This window comes from Occultella aeris (assembly GCF_902703175.1).
Classification (GTDB): Bacteria; Actinomycetota; Actinomycetes; order Actinomycetales; family Beutenbergiaceae; genus Occultella; species Occultella aeris.
The window spans coordinates 1-25,396 of record NZ_CACRYJ010000014.1 but is presented as its reverse complement, the minus strand read 5'-3'; the positions used below and the strand labels follow the sequence as shown (position 1 = coordinate 25,396).

At 70.7% G+C, this 25,396-nt stretch carries 24 protein-coding genes; 7 read left to right on the top strand and 17 right to left on the bottom strand.

Annotation, left to right across the window (positions count from 1 at the left end; translation table 11 throughout):
• The first annotated feature begins 72 nt into the window (after positions 1–72).
• The gene (locus HALOF300_RS03855; protein ID WP_156739470.1) at positions 73–675 is read left to right on the top strand and encodes a TetR/AcrR family transcriptional regulator; all 603 of its coding nucleotides are present in this window, start codon (positions 73–75) and stop codon (positions 673–675) included.
• Between the two features lie 31 nt (positions 676–706).
• On the opposite strand, the gene HALOF300_RS03850 is transcribed toward HALOF300_RS03855, so the two are convergent.
• From HALOF300_RS03850 to HALOF300_RS03830, 5 genes are all read right to left on the bottom strand, one after another.
• A complete protein-coding gene (locus tag HALOF300_RS03850) occupies positions 707–1,174 on the bottom strand; it encodes a hypothetical protein (RefSeq protein ID WP_197522283.1) in 468 nt (155 codons plus the stop codon).
• A 171-nt stretch (positions 1,175–1,345) separates the two neighbouring features.
• Positions 1,346–2,203 (bottom strand): alpha/beta fold hydrolase, encoded by an 858-nt coding sequence (locus tag HALOF300_RS03845; protein WP_156739469.1) that lies wholly within the window; start codon positions 2,201–2,203, stop codon positions 1,346–1,348.
• 47 nt (positions 2,204–2,250) lie between these two features.
• Positions 2,251–3,246, bottom strand: a complete 996-nt coding sequence (locus tag HALOF300_RS03840; RefSeq protein WP_156739468.1) for an NADP-dependent oxidoreductase — start codon at positions 3,244–3,246, stop codon at positions 2,251–2,253.
• A gap of 50 nt (positions 3,247–3,296) precedes the next feature.
• Positions 3,297–4,169 carry an alpha/beta fold hydrolase gene (locus HALOF300_RS03835; RefSeq protein ID WP_156739467.1) on the bottom strand — a complete coding sequence of 291 codons (873 nt, stop codon included), beginning with the start codon at positions 4,167–4,169 and terminating at the stop codon, positions 3,297–3,299.
• A 512-nt stretch (positions 4,170–4,681) separates the two neighbouring features.
• Positions 4,682–5,719, bottom strand: a complete 1,038-nt coding sequence (locus HALOF300_RS03830; protein WP_231954996.1) for a protein kinase family protein — start codon at positions 5,717–5,719, stop codon at positions 4,682–4,684.
• Between the two features lie 307 nt (positions 5,720–6,026).
• On the opposite strand from HALOF300_RS03830, the gene HALOF300_RS03825 reads away from it, so the two are divergent.
• A complete protein-coding gene (locus HALOF300_RS03825; protein WP_156739464.1) occupies positions 6,027–7,184 on the top strand; it encodes a phosphotransferase enzyme family protein in 1,158 nt (385 codons plus the stop codon).
• Here HALOF300_RS03825 and HALOF300_RS03820 read toward each other — a convergent pair.
• Together HALOF300_RS03820 and HALOF300_RS03815 are read right to left on the bottom strand one after the other, a co-directional pair.
• Positions 7,170–8,918, bottom strand: coding sequence for an ABC transporter ATP-binding protein (locus HALOF300_RS03820; protein WP_156739462.1), 1,749 nt, complete (start codon positions 8,916–8,918; stop codon positions 7,170–7,172). The two genes, HALOF300_RS03825 and HALOF300_RS03820, sit on opposite strands and share 15 nt — an antisense overlap.
• Entirely contained in the window at positions 8,915–10,639 is a 1,725-nt protein-coding gene (locus HALOF300_RS03815) for an ABC transporter transmembrane domain-containing protein (RefSeq protein ID WP_156739460.1), read from the bottom strand. The genes HALOF300_RS03820 and HALOF300_RS03815 overlap by 4 nt, the downstream gene beginning before the upstream one ends.
• Before the next feature lie 69 nt (positions 10,640–10,708).
• On the opposite strand from HALOF300_RS03815, the gene HALOF300_RS03810 reads away from it, so the two are divergent.
• From HALOF300_RS03810 to HALOF300_RS03795, 4 genes are all read left to right on the top strand, one after another.
• A complete protein-coding gene (locus HALOF300_RS03810; protein WP_156739458.1) occupies positions 10,709–11,110 on the top strand; it encodes a RidA family protein in 402 nt (133 codons plus the stop codon).
• 34 nt (positions 11,111–11,144) lie between these two features.
• On the top strand, positions 11,145–11,687 hold the full coding sequence (locus HALOF300_RS03805) for a DUF1697 domain-containing protein (RefSeq protein WP_156739456.1): 543 nt from the start codon (positions 11,145–11,147) through the stop codon (positions 11,685–11,687).
• A gap of 119 nt (positions 11,688–11,806) precedes the next feature.
• Complete coding sequence (locus HALOF300_RS03800; protein ID WP_156739454.1) at positions 11,807–12,622, top strand: hypothetical protein; 816 nt, start codon at positions 11,807–11,809, stop codon at positions 12,620–12,622.
• Positions 12,619–13,461, top strand: a complete 843-nt coding sequence (locus HALOF300_RS03795; RefSeq protein WP_156739452.1) for a hypothetical protein — start codon at positions 12,619–12,621, stop codon at positions 13,459–13,461. Before HALOF300_RS03800 ends, HALOF300_RS03795 begins: the two co-directional genes overlap by 4 nt.
• Positions 13,462–13,497: 36 nt before the next feature.
• Here HALOF300_RS03795 and HALOF300_RS03790 read toward each other — a convergent pair whose 3' ends face one another.
• From HALOF300_RS03790 to HALOF300_RS03780, 3 genes are all read right to left on the bottom strand, one after another.
• Positions 13,498–14,169, bottom strand: coding sequence for a hypothetical protein (locus HALOF300_RS03790; RefSeq protein ID WP_156739451.1), 672 nt, complete (start codon positions 14,167–14,169; stop codon positions 13,498–13,500).
• Between the two features lie 67 nt (positions 14,170–14,236).
• Positions 14,237–16,159 carry a glycoside hydrolase family 127 protein gene (locus tag HALOF300_RS03785; protein WP_156739449.1) on the bottom strand — a complete coding sequence of 641 codons (1,923 nt, stop codon included), beginning with the start codon at positions 16,157–16,159 and terminating at the stop codon, positions 14,237–14,239.
• Between the two features lie 257 nt (positions 16,160–16,416).
• A complete protein-coding gene (locus HALOF300_RS03780) occupies positions 16,417–17,340 on the bottom strand; it encodes an NADP-dependent oxidoreductase (RefSeq protein WP_156739448.1) in 924 nt (307 codons plus the stop codon).
• Positions 17,341–17,541: 201 nt separating this feature from the next.
• Between HALOF300_RS03780 and HALOF300_RS03775 the strand changes: the two genes are divergently transcribed.
• Entirely contained in the window at positions 17,542–18,186 is a 645-nt protein-coding gene (locus HALOF300_RS03775; protein WP_156739446.1) for a hypothetical protein, read from the top strand.
• A gap of 24 nt (positions 18,187–18,210) precedes the next feature.
• Here the strand turns inward: HALOF300_RS03775 and HALOF300_RS03770 are convergent, their stop codons facing one another.
• The 7 genes from HALOF300_RS03770 to HALOF300_RS03740 all read right to left on the bottom strand — a co-directional run bounded on the left by HALOF300_RS03770 (position 18,211) and on the right by HALOF300_RS03740 (position 25,362).
• Positions 18,211–18,660, bottom strand: coding sequence for a cupin domain-containing protein (locus tag HALOF300_RS03770; protein ID WP_156739444.1), 450 nt, complete (start codon positions 18,658–18,660; stop codon positions 18,211–18,213).
• Positions 18,661–18,804: 144 nt separating this feature from the next.
• On the bottom strand, positions 18,805–19,416 hold the full coding sequence (locus HALOF300_RS03765) for a response regulator transcription factor (RefSeq protein WP_156739442.1): 612 nt from the start codon (positions 19,414–19,416) through the stop codon (positions 18,805–18,807).
• Complete coding sequence (locus tag HALOF300_RS03760; protein WP_156739440.1) at positions 19,413–20,537, bottom strand: sensor histidine kinase; 1,125 nt, start codon at positions 20,535–20,537, stop codon at positions 19,413–19,415. The genes HALOF300_RS03765 and HALOF300_RS03760 overlap by 4 nt, the downstream gene beginning before the upstream one ends.
• Before the next feature lie 28 nt (positions 20,538–20,565).
• Positions 20,566–21,366: an ABC transporter permease gene (locus HALOF300_RS03755; protein ID WP_156739438.1), complete on the bottom strand. Its 801-nt coding sequence runs from the start codon at positions 21,364–21,366 to the stop codon at positions 20,566–20,568.
• On the bottom strand, positions 21,363–22,295 hold the full coding sequence (locus tag HALOF300_RS03750; RefSeq protein WP_156739436.1) for an ABC transporter ATP-binding protein: 933 nt from the start codon (positions 22,293–22,295) through the stop codon (positions 21,363–21,365). Before HALOF300_RS03750 ends, HALOF300_RS03755 begins: the two co-directional genes overlap by 4 nt.
• Before the next feature lie 76 nt (positions 22,296–22,371).
• A complete protein-coding gene (locus HALOF300_RS03745) occupies positions 22,372–22,761 on the bottom strand; it encodes a PPOX class F420-dependent oxidoreductase (protein ID WP_156739434.1) in 390 nt (129 codons plus the stop codon).
• 42 nt (positions 22,762–22,803) lie between these two features.
• Positions 22,804–25,362, bottom strand: a complete 2,559-nt coding sequence (locus HALOF300_RS03740) for an alpha-L-rhamnosidase (protein ID WP_156739433.1) — start codon at positions 25,360–25,362, stop codon at positions 22,804–22,806.
• Positions 25,363–25,396: the final 34 nt, after the last annotated feature.

Here is a 25,396-nt window from a genome sequence, read left to right as displayed (position 1 = left end):
TCTCTTCCGAGTCCACGCAATAGTGACTACACTCAGAACTGAGATCAGTCGGAATCTATTCCAGGAGAGATGATGTCAGGGGTGACCCCGCCGCTCGGGCGGCGCGAGCGCAGCAAGCAGGCCAAGCTCGAGCGCATCACCGCCGCCGCGAGCGTGCTGTTCGCCGAGCACGGTGTCGACGAGGTCACCACCCAGCAGATCGCCGACGCGGCGGACATCGGCACCGGCACCCTGTTCCTCTACGCGCGGACCAAGGGTGAGCTGCTGCTCCTGGTGCAGAACGCCCACTACGCGTCGGCGCTGGAACGTGGGCGTGCCGCGGCCGTGGCTGAGTCGACGGCGCTGGACGGCGTGATGGCCCTGCTTACCCCTGTCGTGCTCTGCAACCGGGTTCAGGTCGACAACGGCCGCACATACCTGCGGGAGATGGCTTTCGGCGACCCCACCGAACCGCACCACGCGGAGGCGCTGTCCATCGTCGCGCAGACGGAGGCAGCGACCGCCGACGTCTTGGTCGACCAGGCGGAGCTCCCTGTCGACGAGGCGGCGATGCTCGCCCACGTGGTCTCGGCCATTCTGCTTCTGGAGCTCGGCGCCACCCTCAACGCCGGATCCAGCATCGAGGAGCTCCTCGAGAGCATCCGGGCGCAGGTCGCCGCGATCCTTCCCCAATGAGCCGGTGAGTACCCGCCGCCGGTCCGACAGGTCAGGCCTCGGGATGCGGCAGGATCTCGCCGTCCTTCACGTACGTCAGGGCCCCCTCCACGTCATAGGCGTGGATCGCGGAGACGTGAGCGGTGAGGGGCGTCGTGAGTTGGCCGGCGTGCTCGGTGTGGAAGGCGTCGCGCGCAGCTTCGTCGGCGAAGCCGAGGATGACGGAGGCGTGCAGGTGCTGCTCCTCGGGGTTGTCGTGCGCGACGTTCGGGGTGTCCCAGGTCTTCTCGTTCCAGGGCAGGAACACCTGCGTGCGCAGTTCCTTGAGCAGTCCGGTGCCGATCAGCGTCGGGGTGAGCTGCTTCTTGAGGAAGCTGTGGAAGGCGATCGACCCGGTGTCCGTGCTCCGGCGCAGGTAGATGATCGCCCGCGACCCAGGCTTCTCCCCGGGTGCGACGTCGTACCAGCGCGAGGTTCCCGGAGGGCCCGCGTGCAACAGAGTGCGGCGGAAGATGTTCACCTCGTCCTCGAAGGCGAAGGCGGTCTGCTTGCGCCCGGCGAACGGGGACAGGGCGCTCTTGAAGGGTGACCTCGGCGATGCCGTCGATCCTGCGGTCCTGGGGGGCCGTCGTCTCCACTCCGCCGACGGCGGGCCGCGCCTGCTTTCGACTCGGCTGGGGCCCGCGTGGGATCACGGGGCGAGGAACTCGGCGGCGACGGGGGCGAACCTCTGCCAGTACTGGAAGATGCCGCCGTGCCCGGAGTTGGTGTAGATGATCAGCTCAGAGCCCTTGATGCGCTGGTGCAGATCCGCGGAGAGGATCGAGGGGACCATGCGGTCGTTGTCGCCGTTCGCGATCAAAGTCGGCTGCGTGAACACCGACAGGTCCGACGGCTGGGAGCGGCCAAACTTCTGGATGGCCTTCAGCTGGGTGCTGAACGCCGCGTTGCTGATCGGCTCGTCGCGATCGGTGGTGCGCTCCTGCAGTCGCTCGATGAACGCCTTCCCGGCGCGCTTGCCGACCCTGTCGCGGTTGAAGAACAAGAACTCCTTGGGATCCGAGCGGGCGACTGTGGCGCGGAGGATGTCCCAGTAGGTCATCCCCACGACCTTGTCGATGTTCCGGCCGCCCCGGGGACCGGTGCCGGTCAGGACGAGTCGGCGGACCAGCTCGGGGTGCTTGAGGACCAGGTCCTGGGCGATGAAGCCGCCCATGGAGAAGGAGAAGATGTCGATCTTCTCGTAGCCGAGCGCGGTGATGAAGGTGTACGCGTCGTCGGCCGCCGCGTCGAGGGTGTCCGGGACGGCGCCGGAAGAGGCCCCGACGCCGCGCTGGTCGAAGGTGATCACGTGGCGGTTCGCCGCGATGGCGTCCACGATGCGCGGATCCCAGTTGTCCAAGGTCGCGGCGAGGTGCACGAAGAACACCACCGGGATGTCGCCCCGCGGTCCGAGCTCGCGGTAGGCGAAGGTCACACCCTCGGCGGTGATGGTCTTGGTGGGCGCCTGCGCGTACGACGTGATGATGGGTTCCTCGGGGCCGGTCATGAGCGTCTCTCCTTCGGGGGCGTGCTGGGGTGGTGTTCGACGAGCGGTCAGGGGACGGTGACGACCGTCTTCCCGCGCGATCCGCCCTTCGTGAGGGAATCGACGGCCTGCGGGGTCTCGTCGAAGGGGAACGTCCTGCCCACGACGGGCCGCAGGGTCCCGTTGTCGACGAGGGCGGCGATCTTCCGGAGCTGCTCGCCGCTGGCCTCCATGAAGAGGAACTCGTAGCTGATACCGAGCTTCTTCGCCTGCCTGCGGATCTTCCCGCTCAGGCCTGCGACGGCGAGGCGCACGACGGGGTTCAGGCCGGCCTTCTTCGCGAAGGCGGGGTCGGGCGGCCCGGAGATGCCGACGACTTTCCCTCCCGAACGCAGCACCTGCAGGGACTTCTCGAGGTTCTCCCCGCCGAGGCTGTCAAGCACCAGGTCGTACCCGGAGAGCTCAGCCGCGAAGTCCTGGGTGCGGTAGTCGATCACGACGTCGGCCCCGAGGTCGCGCACGAAATCCGCATTCTTCCCCGAGGCGGTCGTAGCGACGTGGGCACCGAGGTGCTTGGCGAGCTGGATCGCGATCGACCCAACGCCGCCGGCCCCGGCGTGAATGAGGACCTTCTGGCCTGGCTGGACGTTCCCGCGGACCACGAGCACCTGCCAGGCGGTCAGCGCGACCAGCGGCAGGGAGGCCGCCTCGGCGAGGGTGATTGAGGTGGGCGCCGGGGCGACGTCGGCCTGGTCGACGGCGATCCGCTCCGCGAAGGTGCCGATCCGGTGATCGCGGGGGCGAGAGAACACCAGATCACCAGCGGCGAAGCCCTGCACCTGCGAGCCGGTGCGGACCACGGTGCCGGCGACGTCATGCCCAAGGACCAACGGCGCCTTGTACGGGAGGATGGCCTTGAACTCGCCCTCTCGGATCTTGTCGTCGAGTTGGTTCACCGCGGTGGCGGCGATCTCGATCAGCACGTCCTGCGTGCCGACGACGGGCTCGGGCACGTCGACCTCATGTAGGGGCTGCTTGTAAGCGTCGAATGCGAAGGCTCGCATGGTCCTCTTCTCCTCGGGGAGTCGGTGGTGTTGTGAGGTGCCGTCGCTGCTCAGCGGCGGAGGAATCTGTCGATGATGTCGGTGATGGCCTGTCGGTTCTGGGAGACGACGCCATGGCCGGAGTCGGGGAAGATCTGCGTCTGCGCGTCCGGGAAGGCCTTCCGCAGGGCGTCGACGTTGCCGGGTGGAACCATGCGGTCGCTGTCGCCGTGCAGGATCAGCACCGGCCCGATGTGCTCCATCAGCGGAGCGGGTAGCTCGTGCCCCCAACGGTTCACGGCGCGCAGCTGGGCCGGGAGCACAGCGGGCGACACGGCCCGATCGCGATCGGCACGTCGGCGTCGTAGGCGGGCCTGGTAGTCGCTCGCGGCCTGCGTGCCCTGGGGGGTGCGGGTGAAGAACAGCAGTGAAGTCGGGTTCGTGAACGTCACCGCACCCCGTGCGACCCCGCGGAGGAAGACGCCGGTCATCCGAGTGAGGCCCGGGCCGCCCTGCGGGCCAGTGCCAGCGAGGATCACGCGATCCACCACCTCCGGGGCGAGGCGGAGGATCTCCTGAACGACCATGCCGCCCATTGACAACCCGAACACATCCACCCGGGACAGGCCCAGGCCGCGGATCGCGGCGATCGCGTCCATCGCCATATCCGCGAACCGGTCCCGCACGCCGCCGCTGGAGGCGCCGACCCCGCGGTAGCCGAGGAGGATCACCCGGCGCCCGGCAGCGAGCGGATCGACCAGCTCCGGGTCCCAGCTGTCCAGGTTCGCGCCGAGATGCGTCAGCGCGACTAAGGGCAGTTGCGCGTCATGACCCACCCCGAGGTTGCGCACGACGAGCTGCGAGCCGTCGATCGTCAGCGGCCGCGTCGGCGCATCGACGAACTTCCTCGGGGCGGGGCCCGCCCCCTCGGATGACTTGGTCATGGCACTTCTGGCTCCCCTCCCTGGCACCAGGAGAGACCGTCTCACCAACACTTGCCCGAGTGTACTCAATAATGAGTGCGCTCACCCTTGTTGTCAAGGGCTTCCGTGGGCGGCCAGCTGGCGTGGAGTGTCTCGTGAAGTCGTCGCACCGCGTTCCGTCTCAGATCTACCGGGTAGGCGGTCTTTGACGCATCATCACGTGATGAGGCTTCTGGGTACACGCGGGTGTGAACGGCGGGCAGGATCCGACGCTGCAGCTCGATGCTCTCCTTGATCTGCCAACTCGACACCATCACGGACGACGTCATCGAAGCAGCCGCCAGCACTCTCGTCATCGGCTAACGGCAGATACGCCCATCAAGAGCACGCCACTTACCGCTCAACTCCACAGCCCGGGTCCCTACAAGCGGTCAGTTCGGGTCCCTACAAGCGGTCAATACGGTGAATCTCGACGAACGGCTCCCGCCGCGCACCCCGGAGACGACCGTTACTGGCTCGCTGCCCCTGTCGCGCTAACGTGGCCGCAGCCCGGCTTCGGGCCGGGAATACTCCGCGTGGATGTCGCCGTCGACCAGGCGCCAGCAGAAGTCGTTCATCTCGGCCGCGGCGGGAGCGTGCCGGGCGAGGATGCCGGAAACTGCGGCCGGCAGGTCCGGCGGGATGTCGCCGCTCGCGCACCGGCGCACGTAGGCGTTGCGTGCGGCGGGACCAGCGCTGACGTCGGCCGGCACCGGCACCCCACCCACCGTGGTGACCAGCCAGTTCACCAGTCGCATCGCGGCATAGTCGGCATCATGGTCGACGTTGCGCGCGACGAAGTGGCGCTCGGCGTCGGACAGCTCGAACCGGGGCGACGTGGCGAGCCCCAGATCGACGAGGTAGATCTGATCGTCGTCGGCCCGCATGTTGCCGAAGTGTCCATCCATGTGCAGCACCTCACGGCTGCGCAGGAACGCGACAGCCTCGAAGAGTTGCCGCTCGACCGTCTCGGCACTGGCCACCGGGTCGCTCAGCATGTCGACCAGCCGATCGGGGAGGTACTCGAGGAAGAGCACGAGGCTGGAGCCCGCGCCGGCCAGTTCCTCGAAGCGGGAGCGCACCGCCGGATCGCCCCCGAACTGAGCGACGACCGCCTCGATGTCCCGGTGCTCGGACGCGACCGGTGGCCGGCCCGGGAGAACCCGCCAGTGGTGCAGCAGGGCGAAGGCCTCGGACTCACCACCGAGGACTCCCTCGGTGACGGTGAGGTTCGCGGCCAGTTCGCGCCACGCGCCGAAGCCCGGGCCGGCGAGGCGGTGCATGCCGTACTGACACGAGGTGGGCAGGTCGAACAGGTTCGCTGTGCTGTGCGGATGCGCCAGTTCCCGGTCGGTGATCGGAATCCGCTTGGCGAACACCGCGATCCCGTCGACGTCGAGCACCGAGGAGCCACCGCCCACCCCTACGACGCCGGTGGGTGCAGCGTCGAGGAGCGCCGCCAGCTCGTCGTCGTCGCGGGCGGCCAGCGACGCTGACACGAGGTCGTGACGAACACGTCGGGCACTGAGCATCACGCCATTCTGCCCGCCAGAGCGGATCCGGGTCATGCGGCGCCGGTCGAGCCGCCGCGACGCCGCCTGCTGATGCCGGGAAACGGTCGTTGGTGCAACGAGGCGGGGCTCGGACCCCGGTTGACAGGCGTGAGGATCGCGAGCAGCATCATGGGCAGGCGTCGACCAGCGCCCAGCCCGTGAGGACTCGTCCCAGCCGATCCTCATCTGGGCGAAGGGGATCTCCGCCCTCAGGTCAGTCAAGTCGAGTCGAGCCTGTATCGAGTGCCGTGCAGCTGGGGCGAAGGCACGTCGAGGAGGGCTTGTCATGACGAAGAGCGGCAGTTTCAAGCGGGCGGTGCGCGATCACGCACGCAGGACCGGGCAGCGCTACACCCAGGCGCGGGCAGACCTGGAGGACATCAGTCGGCCGTTCGCCGACACGCGGCCCTTCGACCCGGACGCGGTGAGGGTCCACCTGGAGTCGAGGTACGGGATCCGCATCACCTCGATGCTGCCGATCGACGATGACCCAAGGACGCGGCCGCGGGGCTCCTGGCCCGGCCACTACCCCTCGACACTGCTCGTCGAGCGCGAGCAGGGAGCGCCCTGGATCGCCCGGGTGTTCTCGTCGCCGGCGGACCGGGTCAGCCGCGTACAGGAGGATGCCGAGATCCTCCGCTTCCTCGCGGATCACGGCTTCCCCGCTGAGCGGCCCGCGGTCGACGACGCCGTCTCTGTCGTCGACGACAGCGGAGTGCTGCTGACCGAGTTCATCGCCGGCGGGCGGCCGACCGACGCCCACGGTCGAGTGACCTCGCCAGAGGTGCTGCACGAGCTTGCGAGCCTGCTGGGCCGCCTGCATACCCTGCCCTCGATGAGCGGCGCAGCGGCCCGCGACGGCGGTTCGGAGGAACACGACGGCGGCTTCCACATCGGACGGCCTCGGCAGGACCTCGTGGCTGCCATGCGGTTCCTCGTGAGCGTCGAGGACAGGGTCGCACCGGCGGGGAGGGCGACGTTCGAGCGGCTGCGCGATGACGTCGAGTCCGCGGACGACGCGGAGGGACTGCCCGAAGCACTCACGCACGGCAACTTCCACGCGTGGGCCGCCGTCGGTGCACCGGGCGAACTCGCCATCGTCGGGTGGGCGGGATCCGGTCGTGGTCCGAGACTGCCGGCGTTGGCGTGGCTACTGCGCACGGCATCGGAAGGCCGGCCCGAGTTCGTCGATGCCGTGATGCGCGGCTACCGCGAGCACGTCTCATTGACCGGCGAGGAGATTGCCCGGCTGCCCGCGGTGCTCAACCTCCGACCGCTGTGGTTGGCGTGCCTGGAGTACCGGGAGGCGGTGCGTGCCGGGCAGACACCCCTGTTGGACGACGACGGAGGCTACGGGTTCCACCATCCGGAGCGATCCGAGCACCTGGCGCAGCAAGCGGTCGCTGCATTGAGCGGCTCGCCACACCGGTCAACCGAGCTCTGACGGACGGCCCGTCCACGCGCGCCAGAGCGTCGCGTACGCGCCGTCGGTCGCCGAGAGCTCATCATGTGTGCCGAGCTCGGTGATGCGGCCGGCGTCCATCACGGCGATGCGGTCGGCATCGCGAGCCGTGTGCAGCCGGTGTGCCACGGCGATCACCGTCCGCCCCTGTGCGGTGGCAGCGAGCGCGCGCTCGGTGTGCCGGGCCGCGCGGGGATCGAGGAGGGCGGTGGCCTCGTCCAGAACGATGGTGTGGGGATCCGCGAGAAGCACGCGGGCCAGCGCGACGTGCTGGGCCTGAGCACCGCTGAGCTCGTGGCTGCCCAGGTCGGCGTCGAGCGCTTCCGGGAGCTCGTCCACCCAGTCGGCGCCGACTGCGTGGAGCGCGGCGATCAGCTCGCCGTCGCTGGCATGGGGAGCCGCGATCGTGAGGTTGTCGCGCAGGGAATCTGCGAAGACATGGTGCTCCTGCGTGATGAGCACGACATGGTTGCGGAGTTCCTCGGGTGGGAGGTCCACTGTCTCGACGCCGCCGACGGTGACCGACCCCTGGCGTGGTCGGTCGATCCCGGCGATGAGGCGCCCAAGGGTGGTCTTGCCGGCCCCGGACGTGCCCACGATCGCGAGATGCTCACCCGCCTGCACGTCCAGGCTCACGCCCTCGAGCACGTCGCCGGTCTCGCCGTAGGCGTAGTAGACGTCGGTGATCACGATGCGCTCGTCGACCGGTGACGGCGCGCGCGGCGCGGTGGTCCGCTCAGTTTCGGCGCCGAGACCTTCCACGCGGGCGAACGAGGCGAGGCTGCTCTGCAGCGTCTCGATCCAGATCATGAGCGTGTCGACCGGTCCGCTCAACTGGCGCAGGTAGAGGGTGGCGGCGACGACGGCGCCGAGGCTGATGACCTGATCGAGGTAGAGCAGACCGCCGACGCAGAACACGGCACCGACGGCGAGCGCCGTCGAGATGTCGATGGTCGGGAAGAACACCGTGCGCAGTCGCAGCGTCCGGAGCTGGGCGGTGGTGGCCGTGGCCACACTGTCCGCGGACGCCGCCCGACGACGCTCCTGCAGCCCGAGAAGTTCGACGGTGCGAGCGCCGGCAGCCGTGGTGGCCAAGGCATCGGCTACCTCAGCATGCGATGCGCTCTGGGCCAGGTACGCCGGCCGTGCTCGCCGCAGGTACCAACGCACCACGAGCGGGATCGCAAGCAGCGCGACCAGTGCCACCCCGCCCAGCACCGGCGACAGCAGGAACAGCGCGGTCAGCACGATCAACGCTTGGATCAGTGCGAACAGCACCTCCGGCGCGGCATCACGCAGAACCGTGGCGACCAGTCCGGCGTCGGTGGTGGCCCGCGAGGTCAGGTCCCCGGCTCCGGCCCGCTCCACCGTGCGCGCAGGCAGCCGCATCAGCCTGTCGGTCAGCTGTTCGCGCAGGCGCGAGGCCGTTCGTTCACCGAAGCGGTACCCCAGATAGCGGGCGAGGTAACCGAGAGCGAACTGCCCGACGGCGGCCAGCACCACGAGCAGGCCGAGCCGGTCGATCTCGGCGAGCCCATGCCCGGCCTGCACGCCGTTGACGATCTGCCCGACCAGCCACGGGGCGAGGAGCCCCGCCGCGGCCGCGGCACAGTTCGTACCGATGACGGCGGCGAACGTGGCTCGATCCGCGCGGACCAGCCTGGCCGCTGCGCGGCGGACCTCGGTGGGCTTCGCGATCGGGAGCGGGGCACTCATGAGGCTTCGCCTTCGTCGGGACTGCCTGGGTCGGTGGTCTCGCCACGTAGGACGAGAGCCGCATAGGCGGGCTCGTCACGGATCAAGCCGGCGTGAGTGCCGCTGGCGACCAGCCGGTCGCCGACCACGAAGTGGACGTGATCGGCTTCGGCCAGCATCAGGATCGAGGTCGACGTGACCACCGTGGTGCGGCCCTGACGCGCTCGGACCAGGCGCTCGACGACGTTCGCCTCGGTGGCGGCGTCGACGGCGGAGGTCGGATCGACCGCCAGCAGCACCTTGGGCGTGGACACGACCGCCCGGGCAAGCCGCAGTCGTTGCCGTTGGCCACCGGACAGGTTGCTTCCGTGGGAGTCGATCCTCGACGCCAGACCATCCGGGAGTGCGCGCACGAGATCGTCGGCTGCGGCGACGTGCAGCGCATGCGACACCACGTCCTCATCGACGTCGTCACGGCCGGCCACCACCTCGCCGACCGTCCCCGCGAACAGCGCTGCGTCGTTGTCGGCGACCAGGAGCTGGCGACGGAGCTCGCCGGGGTCCATCTCGGCCACCGGCTCACCGTTCCAGGTCGCACCTGGACGCAGGCCGCCGAGCCGGTCGACCAGCGCCACCGCGTCGGCCTGCCGGGAGGTGGCGATCACGGTGAAGGCACCCGCTGCGACCTCGAGCCCCGTGACCGAGTCGATGAGATCGCCGTCCGCCGGCACGGCCCTGGCCCGAACGCCGTCGCCACGCTGCAACGAGAGGAAGTCCGTCACCCGGCGGCCCGCGACCAGGGCGCGACTGAGATCGACGGCGCCCTCGATGAAGGACGACACCGGGACGACCAGGACGGCGGCATACCCGAAGACCGCGACCAGCTCGCCGATGGAGATCTCGCCCTCGACGGTCAGCCGCGCCGCCAACCACACGACCACGGCCACGAACAGGGTCGGCACGCCCAGGGCGGTCGCTTGGATCAGGCTGGTGACCCGCCCGACCTGGTAGCCCTGACGCTGCAGCTCTTGGGACGCCTGCCGGAACCGGTCGGCATAGACCTCCTTGCCGCCAAGACCGTTGAGCACGGTCAGACCGCCGATGATGTCGACGATCCGGCCGGTCAGGGCGCCCTGCTGAGCGCGGTACTGCGCACCGACCGCCTGCAACGGGCCGAGCGCGGGCCCCAGGATCAGTGCCAGGACCGGCACACCGCAGAGAACCACGACGGCCAGGAGCGTCGAGATCTGGAACAGCAGCACCGCGATCACCACGTAGGCGACGGCGGCTCCCACGCCGGGCCCGGTCACGGTGAGGCTGCGGCCGAGCGTCCATGCGTCGACGGTCCCGATGGCCACCACCTCGCCGGCTCGGCCTCGCCGCTGCTGAGCGGCACCGAGTCGGATCGACTGTGCTGCGAGCGTCGACACCGTCCGGAACGCGGCGTCCATGCGTACCTTCGTCATCGTCCGGTGACGCCAGATGCCCAACCATGCGAGCACCGCACCCGAGCCGACCAGGATCGCCGACCACGCGACCACCGCGCCTCGGTCGGCGTCGGCGAGATCGTCGACGGCTCGGGAGAGCAGGTACGGCGGGAACACCAGACCCACCATCCAGACGGTGCCGAGGAACGCCCCTAGCGCGACCCGCCGCCGCTGCTGGAGCACCAGCCATCCGAGGTAGGACCACGGGCCCCGAAACGTCGGAACCCGGTGCTCGGCGTCGGCGGGGCTCGTCATGCCACTACCCAATCACAAGCGACACCCCGTGATTCTCCCCAGTGTCGGTGGCGTGTGCCACGCTCGAGGATGGCCACCATCCAACGAATCCGCCCCGCCGGGCTCGTCTCCAGCCCCGCGTTCAGCCACGTCGCCGTCGTCCCGCCCGGCGCAACCACGATCTATGTCGGCGGTCAGAACGCCGTCGACGCCGATGGCGCACTCGTCGCAGCCGACGACGTCGCGGCGCAGTCCGTCCGCGCGCTCCAGAACGCCAGGACGGCCCTCGCCGCCGTCGGTGCCACCACGGACGACGTGGTGCAGTGGACTGTGCTGTTCGTCGAGGGCGTCGACCTCACGGCCGCCTACGGTGCGATCGCCGGCGAACTCGCCTCCGACGAACCTCCGCTCGTGACGGGCGCGCGGGTATCCGGGCTCGGGGTGCCCGGGGCGCTCGTGGAGATCGGCGCGATCGCTGCCGTGCTGCGATGAGCCGGTCGTACCCGCCGACCTGCCGGCGGGCCGGATGACATCGTTCGTGGCGCTGTTGCGCGGGATCAACGTGGGTGGCAGGAACCTGGTCGCGATGGGTGACCTCGTGGAGTCCTTCCGAGCGGCCGGCCACCGGAACGTACGGACGCACGGTCAGAGCGGCAATGTGCTGTTCGAGGCGGATCACGTCGGCGGGACCGCACTCGAGACCGCGGTGGAACGGATGCTGGCGGATCGCCTCGGCGTGCCGATCCTGGTCGTGATCCGGACCCGTGACGAACTGGCCGCCACAATAGCGGCAGCGCCCGCGGACCACGGGTCGGAGCCGCTGCGCAGTGAGGTGTTCTTCCTGAAGGAGCCGGCCACGGCCGCAGCCGTGTTCGCCGAGCTGCCGGAACTGCGCGAGGGGGTCGACTCGATGGCGCTCGGCCCCGGAGCCCTCTACTTCTCCCGGATCGCGGCGGTCGCGACCAAGACCCGGATCCAACGGCTCATGGCGATGCCCGTCTTCCAGCAGATGACGGTGCGGAGCTGGCGCACGACCACCCGCCTGCTCGAACTGACCGACGGCGACTGAGCCCTCGGCTGCCCGCCCACCGCCATAACGATCGGATCAAAGTTCGGCGTCAGGGATCGCATCCGCCCGAACCCTGACCTAGGTTGCCGGATATGGGGAGTGTTCGAGGGGTCTGGCCGGTGGGGGCCGCGATTGCGACGATCGCGCTGGCCGCGACGGCACTGACCGGCTGCAGCTGGTTCGGCCTGGAGCCGCCCGAACCCGTGACGTGTGCGCAGTCCGGCACTCCGGCGACGGCGGCCGGCGAGACGGCGCCGGTGCTCACCATCGCGCAGGGCTCGACCAGCGACCTCGTGCTGGTCGTCTACGCGGACGGCAACGTAGCCATGCACGCCGATGCCGACGCCGCCGCCGTTCCTGCAACGGCTGCCGTCGCGCTGCCGCGCTACGCCGGCGGACCCTATCAGGGCGGCGCCGTCGGCTCGTGGGAGGGCGGGTACCTGAACGCGTGTGCCCTCGACAGGCTCCACGAGCTGGCCCAGGACGGCCTCTGGGGCGACCCCGAGCCCGGCGTCGTGCAGGTTACCGATCAGCCGGAGACCCACTTCCACTACACCGACGGCGGGTCGGTCGCGGACGTCTCGGTCTATGCGCACGACTCCGGATACACCTCTGGCCTGTCCTGGGCCGAGCGCAGGGCCCGCGACAAGATCGTCGCGCTGACCGACTTCCTCGACGTCAACGTCGTGGCAGCCGGCGGGACCCTCCCGGTCACCGAACTCCAGATCGACGGCGACGGCGCCGTGGCCGGGGACTTCACGTGGCCGTTGGCCGCCGCCCCCGCGGACCTGCTCGGTGATGCGGGCTGCGCGGTGGTCGTCGAGGCGGACGCGGTCACCCTGTACACCTACGCACTCGAGAACGACCTCGGCGTGCTCGAGCACAACCTCGCGATCCGAGCGCTTCCGCCCGGTGTCGCCGGGTGTCAGCGGTGACCGGGGCGAGCCGTCGCAGCACTGCTGCGCTCGCGGCGCTCGTGCTGCTCGCGGTGGTCTGCGGGTGCGCCGGCGCGCAGTCGCCGGACCCGGTGCAGGCATGCGCAGAGGGCGAAGTGCCGGACCCGTCGGGTGAACCCGGTGACGCCGAGATCCTGCTGGAGGTGGCGAGCGGGTTCGGACCCCAGGATGTGCACACCGTCGTCTACGACGACGGGCACGTGGCCACGCTGACCGACGAGGACGAACGTGCGCTCGCGATGCTGACCCTGCCCCGGCACATCGCCACCCCCTATGACGCCGGTCCGGGAGCTTGGCAGGCCGGCTACCTCCCGGACTGTGCGCTGACCCAGATCCGGGACCGGGCCGAGGAGATCGTCGTCGGTGACCACGAGTTCGGCGAGCCCACCATCAGCGACTCGGCCCGCACCTTCGTCACCTACATCGACGCAGCCGGCACCGGGCACCAGGTCAACGCGTACGCGCTGGGCAGCGAGGACGGCGTCGGCGGCATCTCCGACGCCGAGCGCCTGGCCCGGCAGCGCCTCCTGGCGCTGATCTCCGTCGTCACCGAGAACGCCACGGCCACCGAGATCCTCCCGATCGACGAGCTCCAGCTCGACGGCGTCGTGGAGGCGCTCGAGGAGGACCCCGCTGGCCCCGCGTGGCCACTCGCGGAGAGCCTGGCGCAGACCCTCGACGAGCGCGACTGCGTCGTGTTCACGGGGCAGGACGCCCGGGACGTCTACCGGTTCCACCTCGACGGCGGTTTCGCGGAGGTCGAGGGATCCCTCGCCGTGAGGACGCTGCCGCCGGGATTCGAGGGTTGCGTCGAGTAGCCCGCCCAGCCGTGGCTCGTCCCAGCGGCGGCTTGCTCAGCGTCGCCGTAGGGCCGCGCGGCGCCGCTGCGAGAAGGCGACGAACGCCCCGGCGCTGACCAGCAGGTATCCGACGATCACGGCGACGGAGCCGAGCCCGGGCAGCCCCACCCCGGTGGCGAGATCGACGCCCTCCGTCCCCCCGCCGTCGCGCCAGAGCGTGATGACCACGTGCGCCGTCCAGATGGCGCCGACGAGCGCGAGCAGTCCGACCAGTCCCGCGACCGGCCACACCTTGTCCGCGAAGATGGCCAGCGCCGTCACCAGCATGCCGGCGGCCAGCACCAACAGTCCGGTCTGGGTCCAGGCAGGCCCGAGCGCCAGATGCTGATCGAGACCCGACCAGGCACCGGTCGCCGACGCCACCGCGACCGCCGCCGCGGCGATGTACGCGATCCCCGTCACGACCCGGACCAGCCGGGACCGCGCCGGCAGACCCACCGCGAAGAGGGTGGTCAGCACGAGCGGGAACACGAAGCCGAACTGCAGGTAGGCCAGCGGGTCGGGGAACGTGGACCCGAGCACGTCGGGAAGCCGCGAGAGCAGATCGCCGATGTCGGCCAGCGTGCTCACGTCATCGACCGACTCCCGTCCCCAGGGCAGCACGACCACCCCGAGCCACAGCAGCGCCAGGCCGGGCCAGATCAACAGCAACGCCAACAGTGGCATGGTCCTCCTTCGGGTCGAAGTCGGCATGCAACCACACGGCCCTGGGAGCGACCGTCCGGCGCGCCGGTCAGGCCTCCCGCAGCCAGACCGCCATCGTGGAGCGGCCCCGGTTGTTCCACGAGTAGTACGGCACCGCCGTCAGCGGCAGCTCGGCACGGGCGGCCCGCTCGGGGAAGTACAGCGAGTCCTGGTCGGCCTGGCCGCGGCTCTCGCCCCAGGCCGGTCCGGTCAGGTCGGGCACCACGCCCGACGGCGTCGCTCCCGGCTGCGGGTTCGCCTCACCCAGGAGCACGGCGTGGGCAGGCACGTCGACGTCGACGCCCTCGACGCAGTACACGAACGGGCCACGGGCCAGGGCCACCCGCCCGGCGTCCGCGGCGACGAGCGTGCTCGCGTGCACCCGCCGCACGTCGACGTCGAAGGCCACCTCGACCGTGTCCCCGTCCGCCCACTCGCGCCGCAGCACGACGTAACCGTTCTCGTCGACCGCACCACCGCCGTCGGGCACTTCGCCGTTCACGCGAACGGCGACCGAACGCGACCACGACGGCGCCCGGACGAGCAGCGACCACGTGGCCGGTGCGGCAGCGGCGACGGTCAGGTCGACCCGGTCGCCACTCGGTCCGGAGGTGTCCTGACGCAGCACGACCCGGCTGCCGGCGACGTCGGTGGTGACGGTGGAGCCGATGAACAGGTCGACGGCGATCGCGTCGGCCGCGGTCGCGTAGATGTAGGACCCGAGGGACGCCTCGAGCCGGGCCAGGTTCGGCGGGCAGCACGCGCAGTCGAACCAGTCGGCCCGCTCGACGGTGCCGTCGCTCGCGAGCGGGTTCTCGTAGAAGAACCGTTGCCCGTCCGCGCTGACCCCCGCGATGACGCCGTTGTGCAGGGCGCGCTCGAGGACCTCGATGTAGGCGGCGTGCCCGGTCAGGCTCGCCATCCGCCGGGCCCAGAAGACGAGTCCGATCGCGGCGCAGGTCTCCGCGTAGGCGGTCTCGTTCGGCAGCGCGTGGTCGCGGGTGAAGCCCTCGTTGTGGCGGGAGTCCCCGATGCCGCCGGTGACGTACATGCGCCTGGTGGTCAGGTGGGTCCAGAGCCGCTCGCAGGCGGCCCGCAGGCCCTCGTCGCCGGTCTCCGCCGCGAGGTCGGCCATCGCGCAGTACAGGTACATCGCGCGCACCGCGTGGCCGACCGCCTCGGTCTGCTCCCGTACCGGCGCGTGCGACTGGTTGTACTCGAAGAACTCCCGACGGCGGTGCTCACGTTGCGGAAACATCTCGCCGAAGAAGCCTGGGGTGCCGCGCCGGCCCTGCTCGAGGTCGAAGTAGTGCGGCTCGGTGCCGCGAGCGTCGACGAACGTCAGGGAGAGGTCGAGGTAGCGGCGCTCGCCGGTGGCCCGGTAAAGGCGCACCAGCGCGAGCTCGACCTCCTCATGCCCGCAGTACCCGCCGTGGTGTGCGCCGCCCGGTCCGAACTCGTCGCAGAGCAGGTCCGCGAGGCGGGTGACCACGTCGAGCAGCGTGGTCCTGCCGGTCGAGGAGTAGTGGGCCACCCCGGCCTCGATGAGGTGCCCGGCCGAGTACAGCTCGTGGGCGTCGCGCAGGTCGGTGAACCGCTGCCCCGGCGCGACCACCGTGAAGTACACGTTCAGGTAGCCGTCCTCTCGCTGCGCGCCGGCGAGCGCGGCGATGACGCCGTCCACCTTCGCCTCGAGCGCAGGGTCCGGGTGGGTGCCGAGGACGTAACTGGCAGCCTCCAGCCACTTGGCGATGTCGGACTCCCAGAACGGGTGCGGCTTCGGCTCGTCGGACTCCGGCGTCCAGGTCAGCGCGAGCGCGCCGAGCCGGCCGGTCGCGACGAGCTGCTCGTACTGCGCGTCCAGCGTCCGCGCGCGCAGCTGTTCCTGCCGCGGGGCCCAGAACGGGTCGTGGACGACGACGTCACGGACGTTGACGGGCATCCGACGGGCCGGTGTGGATCGGGGTTCCATCGCCCCAGTCCATCACGAACCTGCGTCGCGATTGCAGACGCCGGGCGTGGCGGCCCGTCACCGTCACGCCCGGCAGTCTGCTTCACCGGCGCCGAAGCGCCGAACCCGCTCCCGTAGGGAACGGACATCCAGGAGGAGGCCGGGACGGGGGTCGTGATACATCCCCCGATGAACCCGAACCGGCCTCCTGAAAACTAGCCGTCGGCTGTGTCCGGTGGCGATGGGGCGTTCTCCCCATGCCTCCCGGACCGGGGCAGTCAGACGCGGATCACGAGCTTGCCGCGGGTATGTCCCCGTTGGTTCTCCACGAGCGCGGCCGCGGCCTCCTCGAGCGGGTAGACCCGGGCGACCTCCACCCGGAGCGCGCCGGAATCGGCGAGCTCGGCGAGCTCGCGCAGGTCGGTGGTGTCCGGCCGGGCCCAGACGTACTGGCCGCCGTAGGTGTCCCGGGCGGCGGCGTCGGTGATCGATCCGATCGTGCCGCCGGTGCGCAGCAGCGCCGGTGTGTCGTCAAGGGTGCCGCCGACAAGGTCGAGGATCACGTCCACGCCCTCGGGCGCCAGGGCGCGCACGCGCTCGACCAGGCCGTCGCCGTAGGCCACCGGCTCGGCCCCCAAGGAACGCAGGAAGTCATGGTTCGCGGGTGAGGCCGTGCCGATCACGCGGGCCCCGCGCGCGAGCGCGATCTGAACGGCGAACGCCCCGACGCCGCCTGCGGCGGCGTGCACCAGGACGCTTCGGCCCGGCCCGACGGCGGTGCGTCGGATCAGCTGCAGGGCGGTGAGCCCGGCGAGGGGTACTCCAGCCGCCTCCTCCCAGGTCAGGGCGGTCGGCTTGGGGGCGAGGGTCCGCACCGGTGCGGCCACGTACTCGGCGAACGTGCCGCCGGAGATGACGTCCGTGCGCACGTAGCCGTACACCTCGTCGCCGACCGCGTAGTCGGGAGTGTCCAGCCCGAGCCGCTCCACCACGCCGGCCACATCCCAACCGGGGACGACCGGGAAGTGAGCGGCGACGAACGAGTCGAGGTAGCCCTCGCGGGCCTTCCAGTCGACCGGGTTCACGGCCGCCGCCCGGACCCGGATCAGTACGGAATCCGGCCCCACCAGCGGCATCGGGTGGTCCTCGGTGAGCTCGAGGACGTCGGGTCCGCCGTAGCGGGAGTAGGTGATCGCTCGCATACTTCGTCAAGGTAGTACCCCCGCAGAACTCCGGCACCGCAACAGCCGGAGCGCGGCTCCCGAGTGACCGGAGCGCGGGCGCCCGTGACGGCCCGGACCGAGGGAACCCTCCGCCGTCGGGTAGCGTGAACTCGACCGGAGTGACCATGGCGAGGGACCCACGCGGCCCGCACGGACGCCACAACGGGGGAGGGGCGCGGAGTGCGAGAGCCCGCCGGCCGGAAGCGGGCCAGGAAGAACAGACCCGGCGATGACAGCCCGCTCAAGCCGCAACGGCCGTGGCAGGTCCTGAGCCGGTCGGTCTTCCGGATCGAGACCGGACCTCCGGGCGAGGCTCATGAGTACGCCGTGGACGTGGACCACTTCGATCTCGACGAGGAGGTGGCGCTCTACCGCGACGGCCACCAGTATCTCGTCGCAGGCACGCCTGCCACGTTCGTCGTCCCGGGCGGCGCGATCGAGGTCGCGCGGTCGACCTTCGGGGTCAGCCGGATGCACCTGGTCGCCGACTCCGGCGAGGAGCGCGTGCTGGCACCGGACCGGCACAGCGCGGAGTACTGGCGACTGGTCCTCGACCGCCGCCACCCCCGGTTGAGCAGATGGATCGGACGAGTGGCCATCGGCATCCTCGTCGTCGGACTCGTGCTGTTCGTGCCGCAGCTGCTCGAACTCCTCAGCGGCCTCGACGTCGTCGCCGAGAACGTCGGGACCTTCACCTCGCCCATCTCGCTGCCGGCCTGGCTGAACGTCACCCTCCTCGTCGCCGGGATCCTCGCGTCGATCGAGCGGGCGCTCACCCTGCGCAACCATTGGCTGCTCGACCTCGATACGTGGTGGCTCGGCTGAGTCGACGACCCATGGGGCGTGACGTCAGTCCTCAGCCGGATCCTTCTCGGCGTCCTCATGAGTGGGGTGCTCGGTGCCCGGCTCGTGATCGGGGGGCCCGTAGAGGGCATAGAGCTTCAGGGGCTCGTCGCCGGTGTTGATGACATTGTGCCAGGTGCCGGCCGGCACCAGGATCACGTCGTCATCCTTGACGTCCCGCACGAACGGGAGATCGTCCTCGGCGGGCCCCATCTCGGTGCGCCCGGTGCCCCTTTCGACCCTCAGGAACTGGTCGTTCTCCTCGTGCACCTCGAGGCCCACGTCATCGCCCACGTCGATGCTCATCACGGTGAGCTGGAGGTGCTTGCCGGTCCACAGGGTGCGGCGGAACTCGGTGTTCCCGACGGTCTGGGTCTCGATGTCGACGACGTAGGGCTCGCCGCCATGGTCCGTGGCGGTGGTGTAGGGCTCGTCCTTCTCCCGGTTCTCGTTCATGCCGGCCTCCTCGGTGCCCGTGAGCCGAGAGGGTCCCGGCATCATCAGCGTAGGCAAGCAATGCGAAGGTCGCCTGCGGGAGCCGGATGTGGACGATCCTCCCGACGGACGGAACGACCGGACGACTGGTACTCGCCGAAGCGCTCAGAGCCAGCCGCGGTCCTCGGCGATCCGGACCGCCTCGGCGCGGTTGGCGGCACCGGTCTTGCCGATCGCGGCCGAGAGATGGTTGCGGACCGTGCCCTGGGAGAGGAACAGGCGGCCCGCGATCACGGCCACCGAGGCGCCGTCCCTGGCGGCTCGGAGCACGTCGGTCTCCCGCGCCGTCAGGGGCGAGCGGCCCTCGATCAGGCTGTCCGTGGCCAGCGTCGGGTCCACCACACGCAGACCCGCGGCCACACGCCGGACCGCGTCGGCGAGCTGGGCGGCGGGGGTGTCCTTGACCACGAAGCCGTGCGCCCCGGCGGCCAGTGCCCGGCTCAGGAAGCCCGGCCTGCCGAACGTGGTGACGATCAGCACGCGCACCTGCGGCAGCTCACGGCGCAGCTGCTCGGTGACCGTGATGCCATCCAGGACGGGCATCTCCACGTCCAGGAGCGCCACATCGGGGTGGTGCAGGCGCGCGGCCGGCAGCACCTCGTCCCCGGAGCCGACCTCGGCGACGACCTCCAGGTCCGACTCCAGCCCGAGGAGAGCGGCGAGGGCGCCGCGCACGAGCGACTGGTCGTCGGCGAGCAGCAGCCTGATCGGCGTCACCGGCCCACCACCCGGAGCCGGAACCCGGACGCCGTCGACTCGGTGATCACCCGGGCGCCCACGGCAGCGGCCCGCTCCCGCAGCCCGCTGAGCCCGTGGCCGCCGGAACCGGCGCCTTCCGGTGCGCCGCGACCGTCGTCGCCGATCTCGACGGTGTCCGCGGTCAAGGTCACCGTGCAGGTGCCAGCCCGGCTGTGCCGGATCACGTTCGTGATCCCCTCGCGGACCGTCCAGGCGAACAGGTCCCGGAGCCTGGCCGGGACCTCCTCGACCGACGACGGCAGGTCGGCGTGGATGCCGGCGGCCCGCAGCGCGGTCCGGGCCTGGGCGATCTCGCCGGCCAGGGTCAGGTCCCGGTAGCCGGTCACGGTGCGGCGTACGTCCGCGAGGGCGTCCCGGGAGAGGCGCTCGACGTCCGCCATCTCCGCGCCGGCCCGCGCCTGGTCGATCGGCAGCAGACGCTGTGCCAGTTCTGCCTTCACGGTGATGACGGTGAGCGAGTGGCCGAGGATGTCGTGCAGGTCCCGGGCGAAGGCGTTGCGCTGCTCCTCCAGGGCAAGCCGGGCGTTCTCCTCGCGGATCCGCAGGAGCTCGATGTTGCGGTTGATCGCCATCGTCAGCCCCCACACCGCGAGCGCGGCGACCCCGGTGCCGAACAGCAGGCCGCGGTCCACCTCCCAGCCCGGCACCAGGATCGTGGCGAGGTATGTCGCGACGAGGATCGCGCCCACGCCGGCCCAGGCCCACCAGCCGGGCAGGCACATGACGGCGATCACCGCCAGGTACACCGCGGTGGTCGTGCCGACCTGGCCAAGGCTGAGGCAGATGACGATCGCCAGGGCGACCTCCACGGCGAGGGCCGCGACCGCCGTCGACCGGCGTGCGAAGGGCCGGAACGGCCCACCGGGCCGGCGCCGGAACCGCAGCGCGAGGAACACGCCCATGTAGACGGCCGCGAATGCCACGGTGGCCACGAGAGCGACCCACCCGGCCACGGTGTCCCGCCGGCTCCAGGCCACCTCCAGCGGGTTGAGGAGGTAGAACAACCACACCGCGGCGAACACGACGCCCCACCGGCGTGGGCCGGTCGGGGCGTCGTTGCTCGGTCGGTCGGCGGTCACGACCGTCACCGTAGTCCTACCGTCGGGGTCAGACCCGCGCCGTGTCGCGGCTCATCCGCCACGCGGCGCCGGCCACGAAGATCGCGAGCCAGACCATGGCGTTCAGGACGGCGTACCAGGGCAGGTCGTCGGTCAGGACCGACCGGGAGATCTCCGCCACGCCGAACATCGGGGTGAAGGACGCGATGTGCCACATCAGGGTGCCCTGTGTGATCGGGATGAACACGTTGCCCAGGAACGCGAACAGCGCCAGCCCGGGCCCGAGGATCTGCATCGCGTTCTCGCTCGGCACCAGGTAGCCGACGAAGACCCCGAGCGCCGCGAACACGAGGGTGCAGACCAGGGTCAGGAGTGCGCTCGCCACCCAGACACCGGCGTCCATCGACGCCCTACCCTGGATCACGCCGGCGAGGTTGACGACCACGATCGCCAGGGCGCCGAGGGTGAGCGCGAGCAGAGCCTTGGTGGCGATGTACGCCGTCGGGCTCAACGGCGTGAGCCGCAGTTGCCGCGACCAGCCCTGGGCGCGCTCCACCGCGACCATGGCGCCGGCGGCCGCAGCCGTGAGCGCGGCCCCGTAGAAGGCCATCGAGACCATCACGTACGCAGCCACGTTCCCGCGGCCCACCGAGGTGTCCCAGCCGTCCTGGCTGCCGAACGCGAGGAACAGGGCGATCGGGAACACGAGCGTGAAGATGATGGTGCGCCGGTTCCGCAGCATCCGGCGCAGCTCGATGCCGAGCATGGTCGCGTTGAAGCCACCCATCGGCGGCACCCGACGGGTGTCGGGGTCGAAGTGGTCGGCCGGTCGTTCGGTCGTGGTGGTCATCGCAGGTTCCCATCGGTCTTGTCGTTGCTGCCGGTCAGGCGCAGGAACGCCTCTTCGATGCCCTTCGTGACGATCTCCAGGTCCGCCGCGTCGGTCTGGTTGAGCAGGTAGCGGGCGACGGCGTCACTGTCGCCGGCGTGGACGGTCAGCTGGTCGCCGGCCAGGTTGACGGAGTCGACGCCGGCGATCGACGCGATCGCCGCCGTGTCGACGTCGTGCACGCAGGCGCGGATGGTGCGCCCAGAGGCGAGCGCCTTGATCTGCGCGCCGCTGCCGTCCGCCACGATGCGCCCCTGGCTGATGAGCACGATCCGATCGGCGTAGGCGTCCGCCTCCTCGAGGTAGTGGGTGGCGAACAGCACGGTGCGTCCGGTGGCGGCGTCGCGGCGGATCGAGCTCCAGAACGCGCGGCGGCCCTCGACGTCCATGCCGGTGGTCGGCTCGTCGAGCAGGAGAAGGGCCGGGTTGGACAGCAGCGCCATCGCGAACCGAAGCCGTTGCTGCTCCCCGCCCGAGCACTTGGCGACCTTGCGGTTCGCGATGGCCGTGATGCCGGCGGTGTCGAGGACCTCGGCGACGGGCCGGGTGTCCGCGAACAGGCTTGCGGTGTAGGCGATGGTCTCGGCGACCGTCAGGTCCTTGAGAAGGCCGCCGGTCTGCATGACCGCGGAGACCAGACCACGCGCGATGGCGTGCCGCGGCGTCAGGCCGAGCACCCGGACCTCGCCCGAGGTGGGCTGGCTCAGCCCGAGGATCATGTCGATGGTGGTGGTCTTGCCGGCCCCGTTCGGGCCGAGGAAGGCGACCACCTCGCCGGGGTGGATCTCCAGGTCGATGCCGCGTACGGCGGGGACGGAGCCGAAGTTCTTGGTCACCCCGGCGAGGCTGACGGCGGCCCGCCGGGTCGGAAGGAGTGTTGTCGAGGTCATGCCTCAAGCGTGCGGCGACGCCCTCCCGCGTGCCTGCGCCGGTCGTCACGATCGAGGCATGACATTTGTCAGGCGTCTACTTGCGGATGACCTTCTCGATCGACATCACGAGGATCACCCGGTCCGCGGAGTCCGGCGGGGCCGGGGTGTCCGCGTCCCCGTAGCGCGCGCCGAGGACCTGGTAGAACGCACCGGTCGGGTCCGGGACGACCTCGGTGAGCCGGCCGCGCACGGAGATGAACCGGTACGGATTCGCCGGGTCGGGGACCGAGAGGGCCATGCCCGGGTTCGCCTGCAGGTTGCGGTACTTCGCGCGCTTGGTCGTGTGCGTGAACTTCAGGACGCCGTCCTCATGAAGGAACCACATCGGCTCCACCTGCGGGAAGCCGTCCGGGCGCACGGTGGCCAGGTGGCCGACGTTCGGGTTCTCGATGAGGTCGGTCAGGTCTTCGGGGATCGGTGCCATGGCCGCCAGCCTAACGACCGGCGACCGATGGCATGCCCGTGCTCAGACGGGGCTTCGCCACGCGACCTCGAACGTGTGCCGACCCGGACCGACCTGTGCCGGAACGTCGTCGTCGGTGGGCAGCGCGATCGTCGCGGTGCTGCCGGTCGGCACCGTGACGCCCACGGCTAGGCGCTCCTCGCGCAGCACCCACGACACGGCCGCCTCGCCGTACGGTGTCAGCAGCCGAGCCGACGCTCGGGTGAGGTCGCCCGTCACCAGCGGTGCGATGGAGATCGTCCGGTACCCGGGCGCCGTCGGTGCCAGTCCGGCGACCGAACGGTAGAGCCAGTCGGCCACCGCCCCGTAGGCGTAGTGGTTGAACGACGTCATCCCGCTGGGGTTGATCGTGCCGTCCTCCAGCAGCGAGTCCCACCGCTCCCAGATCGTGGTGGCACCCATCGAGACCGAGTACAGCCACGATGGGTTGCCGCGCTGCAGCAGCATCCGGTGCGCGAGGTCGGGGCGACCGGCGTGGCAGAGGGCGTCGAGGATCACGGGCGTGCCGAGGAATCCGGTCGAGACGTGCGCATCGGCCTCCTCGACCAGCTCGGCGAGTCGGCGCCCGGCTCCCGAGCGCTCCTCGTCGCTGCCGAGCAGGTCGTAGGCGAGCGCGAGGGAGTAGACGGTCTGGCAGTCGCTGAGAATGTGACCGTCGGCGCGCACGTACGCCACCCGGAAGGCCGCGCGGACGGCGTCGGCGCGCTCCGCGTGCGAGGCGGCGTCGTCGTCCTTGCCGAGCACCCGTGCGGTCCGCGCTACGAGGTCAAGGGTCCGCACGAGGTAGGCGGTCGCGACCACGCCCTTGTCGGCCTTGGCCGCGGCGGCGTCGTCCGGCGGCGCGGTCGGGTCGAGCCAGTCGCCGTACTGGAAGCCGGTGTCCCACAGCCGGGACTCACCCGCCGCTGTGTACTCGGCGTCGGCCCAGGCCGTCATCGAGGGGTACTGCCTCTCGAGCACCGCAAGATCGCCGTAGCGCTCGTACAGGACCCAGGGCACCACCACGGCCGCGTCGCTCCACCCGGCGGCGAACTGGCTGTCGACATCCGGCACGAGCACGTCGGGGATGACGACCGGCACGGTTCCGTCGGCACGCTGGTCGGCGGCGAGGTCCCGTAGCCAGGAGGTGAGGAAGCCACGGACGTCGCAGAGCGTGGCCGCCGTCGGTGCGAACACCTGCAGGTCCCCGGTCCAGCCCAGCCGCTCGTCACGCTGCGGGCAGTCGGTAGGGACGTCCACGAAGTTACCCCGCATGCCCCACACGACGTTCTCGTGGAGGCGGTTGATCTCGGGATCGCTGCACTCGAACCAGCCGATGCGGCTGAGGTCAGAACTGATGACCACCGCCTCCAACTCGATGTCCTCGAGCGCGATGCCCTCGATCTCGGCGTACCGGAAGCCGTGGAAGGTGAGCGTCGGCTCGAGGACGAGCGGCTCCTCGGGTCCGACGGCAGGTAGGGTCCACACGTCCTCGGCGCGAGCCTTGCGCAACGGCCGGGTGCCGAGCTCGCCGTGCTCGATCACCTCCGCGTGCCGCACCTTCAGCAGCTGACCGTCGGCGGCCCGCAGCACCCGGATCCGCAGCCAGCCCACGAGGTTCTGTCCGAAGTCGACCAGTTGCGCGCCGCTGGGTGAGCGCCAGTTGCCGAGCGGGGAGAGCGTGCCGATCTCGCGCACGTCCGGACCGAGCGCCGGCTCGAGCGTGGGTACGTCATCGAGGACATCGACCGCGCCGCCGGCCTGCGCTGCCGTTTCGAGCGCACCGGGCCGTCGCAGATCGGTGGTCTGGCCGCCGTACAGGTCGTCGGCGAGCACCCCGGTCGCAGCGGCACGCCAGTCCGGGCCGGTGCCGTACACGATCCGTTCGCCGCCTGCGGTCTCGATCTCCAACTGCGCCTGCACCCCGATCCGGTCGCCGTAGCAGAGCCGCAGGTCCCAGGTGAGCTCGCCGCGGTACCAGCCGTTGCCCACGACGGCGGCGACCTGGGTCCGTGGTCCGGCGGCCAGCAGGTGGTCGGTGACGTCGTGGACGCGGTGCTCGAGGCGGTGCCGGTAGGCGTTCCACCCGGGTGCGAGGTAGTCCTCGCCGACGCGCCGATCTCCGATCCAGACGGTCGCGGTGCCCAGCGCGGTCAGGTAGAGCCGCGCGCTGACGACGTCATCGGGGAGGTCGATCTCGGTGGCGAGGACCGGCGCCGGGTCGCCCGCGGCGTGACCCTCGCGCGGGGAGATCATGCGTGCCTGCCAGTCCGACGCGTGCAGCAGTGAGGCCTCGGCGATGACCGGCTCGGACCAGTCGCCCCAGCCGTCGGTCGCGCGCGTCCGCACCCGGACCTCGACCTGCTCGCGCGAGGCGAGTGGCTCGAACGGCCACGCGACGAGGACCGACTCGTCGCCGTCGTGCTCGCTACGACGCACGGTCCCGTCGACGGCCGTGACCTCGACGGCGTAGCCGGTCTGGGCCGGCGAGCCCGGCGGGGTCGTCCAGGACAGCCGGGGGCTGCCGGTCGGCAGCGCGGGTGCGGTCAGGTCGTGCTCGAGCGTGAGGGAAGGGTAGGACATGCTTCTCCGGTCGGGGTGGGGTCGTCTGCTGGGC

What these genes read in the sequence shown, in the direction of transcription:
- HALOF300_RS03855 (WP_156739470.1), top strand. Translation starts at nt 73, where the DNA reads ATGTCAGGGGTGACCCCGCCGCTCGGGCGGCGCGAGCGCAGCAAGCAG.
- HALOF300_RS03845 (WP_156739469.1), bottom strand. Translation starts at nt 2,203, where the DNA reads ATGACCGGCCCCGAGGAACCCATCATCACGTCGTACGCGCAGGCGCCC.
- HALOF300_RS03840 (WP_156739468.1), bottom strand. Translation starts at nt 3,246, where the DNA reads ATGCGAGCCTTCGCATTCGACGCTTACAAGCAGCCCCTACATGAGGTC.
- HALOF300_RS03835 (WP_156739467.1), bottom strand. Translation starts at nt 4,169, where the DNA reads ATGACCAAGTCATCCGAGGGGGCGGGCCCCGCCCCGAGGAAGTTCGTC.
- HALOF300_RS03830 (WP_231954996.1), bottom strand. Translation starts at nt 5,719, where the DNA reads ATGCTCAGTGCCCGACGTGTTCGTCACGACCTCGTGTCAGCGTCGCTG.
- HALOF300_RS03825 (WP_156739464.1), top strand. Translation starts at nt 6,027, where the DNA reads ATGACGAAGAGCGGCAGTTTCAAGCGGGCGGTGCGCGATCACGCACGC.
- HALOF300_RS03820 (WP_156739462.1), bottom strand. Translation starts at nt 8,918, where the DNA reads ATGAGTGCCCCGCTCCCGATCGCGAAGCCCACCGAGGTCCGCCGCGCA.
- HALOF300_RS03815 (WP_156739460.1), bottom strand. Translation starts at nt 10,639, where the DNA reads ATGACGAGCCCCGCCGACGCCGAGCACCGGGTTCCGACGTTTCGGGGC.
- HALOF300_RS03810 (WP_156739458.1), top strand. Translation starts at nt 10,709, where the DNA reads ATGGCCACCATCCAACGAATCCGCCCCGCCGGGCTCGTCTCCAGCCCC.
- HALOF300_RS03805 (WP_156739456.1), top strand. Translation starts at nt 11,145, where the DNA reads ATGACATCGTTCGTGGCGCTGTTGCGCGGGATCAACGTGGGTGGCAGG.
- HALOF300_RS03790 (WP_156739451.1), bottom strand. Translation starts at nt 14,169, where the DNA reads ATGCCACTGTTGGCGTTGCTGTTGATCTGGCCCGGCCTGGCGCTGCTG.
- HALOF300_RS03785 (WP_156739449.1), bottom strand. Translation starts at nt 16,159, where the DNA reads ATGGAACCCCGATCCACACCGGCCCGTCGGATGCCCGTCAACGTCCGT.
- HALOF300_RS03780 (WP_156739448.1), bottom strand. Translation starts at nt 17,340, where the DNA reads ATGCGAGCGATCACCTACTCCCGCTACGGCGGACCCGACGTCCTCGAG.
- HALOF300_RS03770 (WP_156739444.1), bottom strand. Translation starts at nt 18,660, where the DNA reads ATGAACGAGAACCGGGAGAAGGACGAGCCCTACACCACCGCCACGGAC.
- HALOF300_RS03755 (WP_156739438.1), bottom strand. Translation starts at nt 21,366, where the DNA reads ATGACCACCACGACCGAACGACCGGCCGACCACTTCGACCCCGACACC.
- HALOF300_RS03750 (WP_156739436.1), bottom strand. Translation starts at nt 22,295, where the DNA reads ATGACCTCGACAACACTCCTTCCGACCCGGCGGGCCGCCGTCAGCCTC.
- HALOF300_RS03745 (WP_156739434.1), bottom strand. Translation starts at nt 22,761, where the DNA reads ATGGCACCGATCCCCGAAGACCTGACCGACCTCATCGAGAACCCGAAC.
- HALOF300_RS03740 (WP_156739433.1), bottom strand. Translation starts at nt 25,362, where the DNA reads ATGTCCTACCCTTCCCTCACGCTCGAGCACGACCTGACCGCACCCGCG.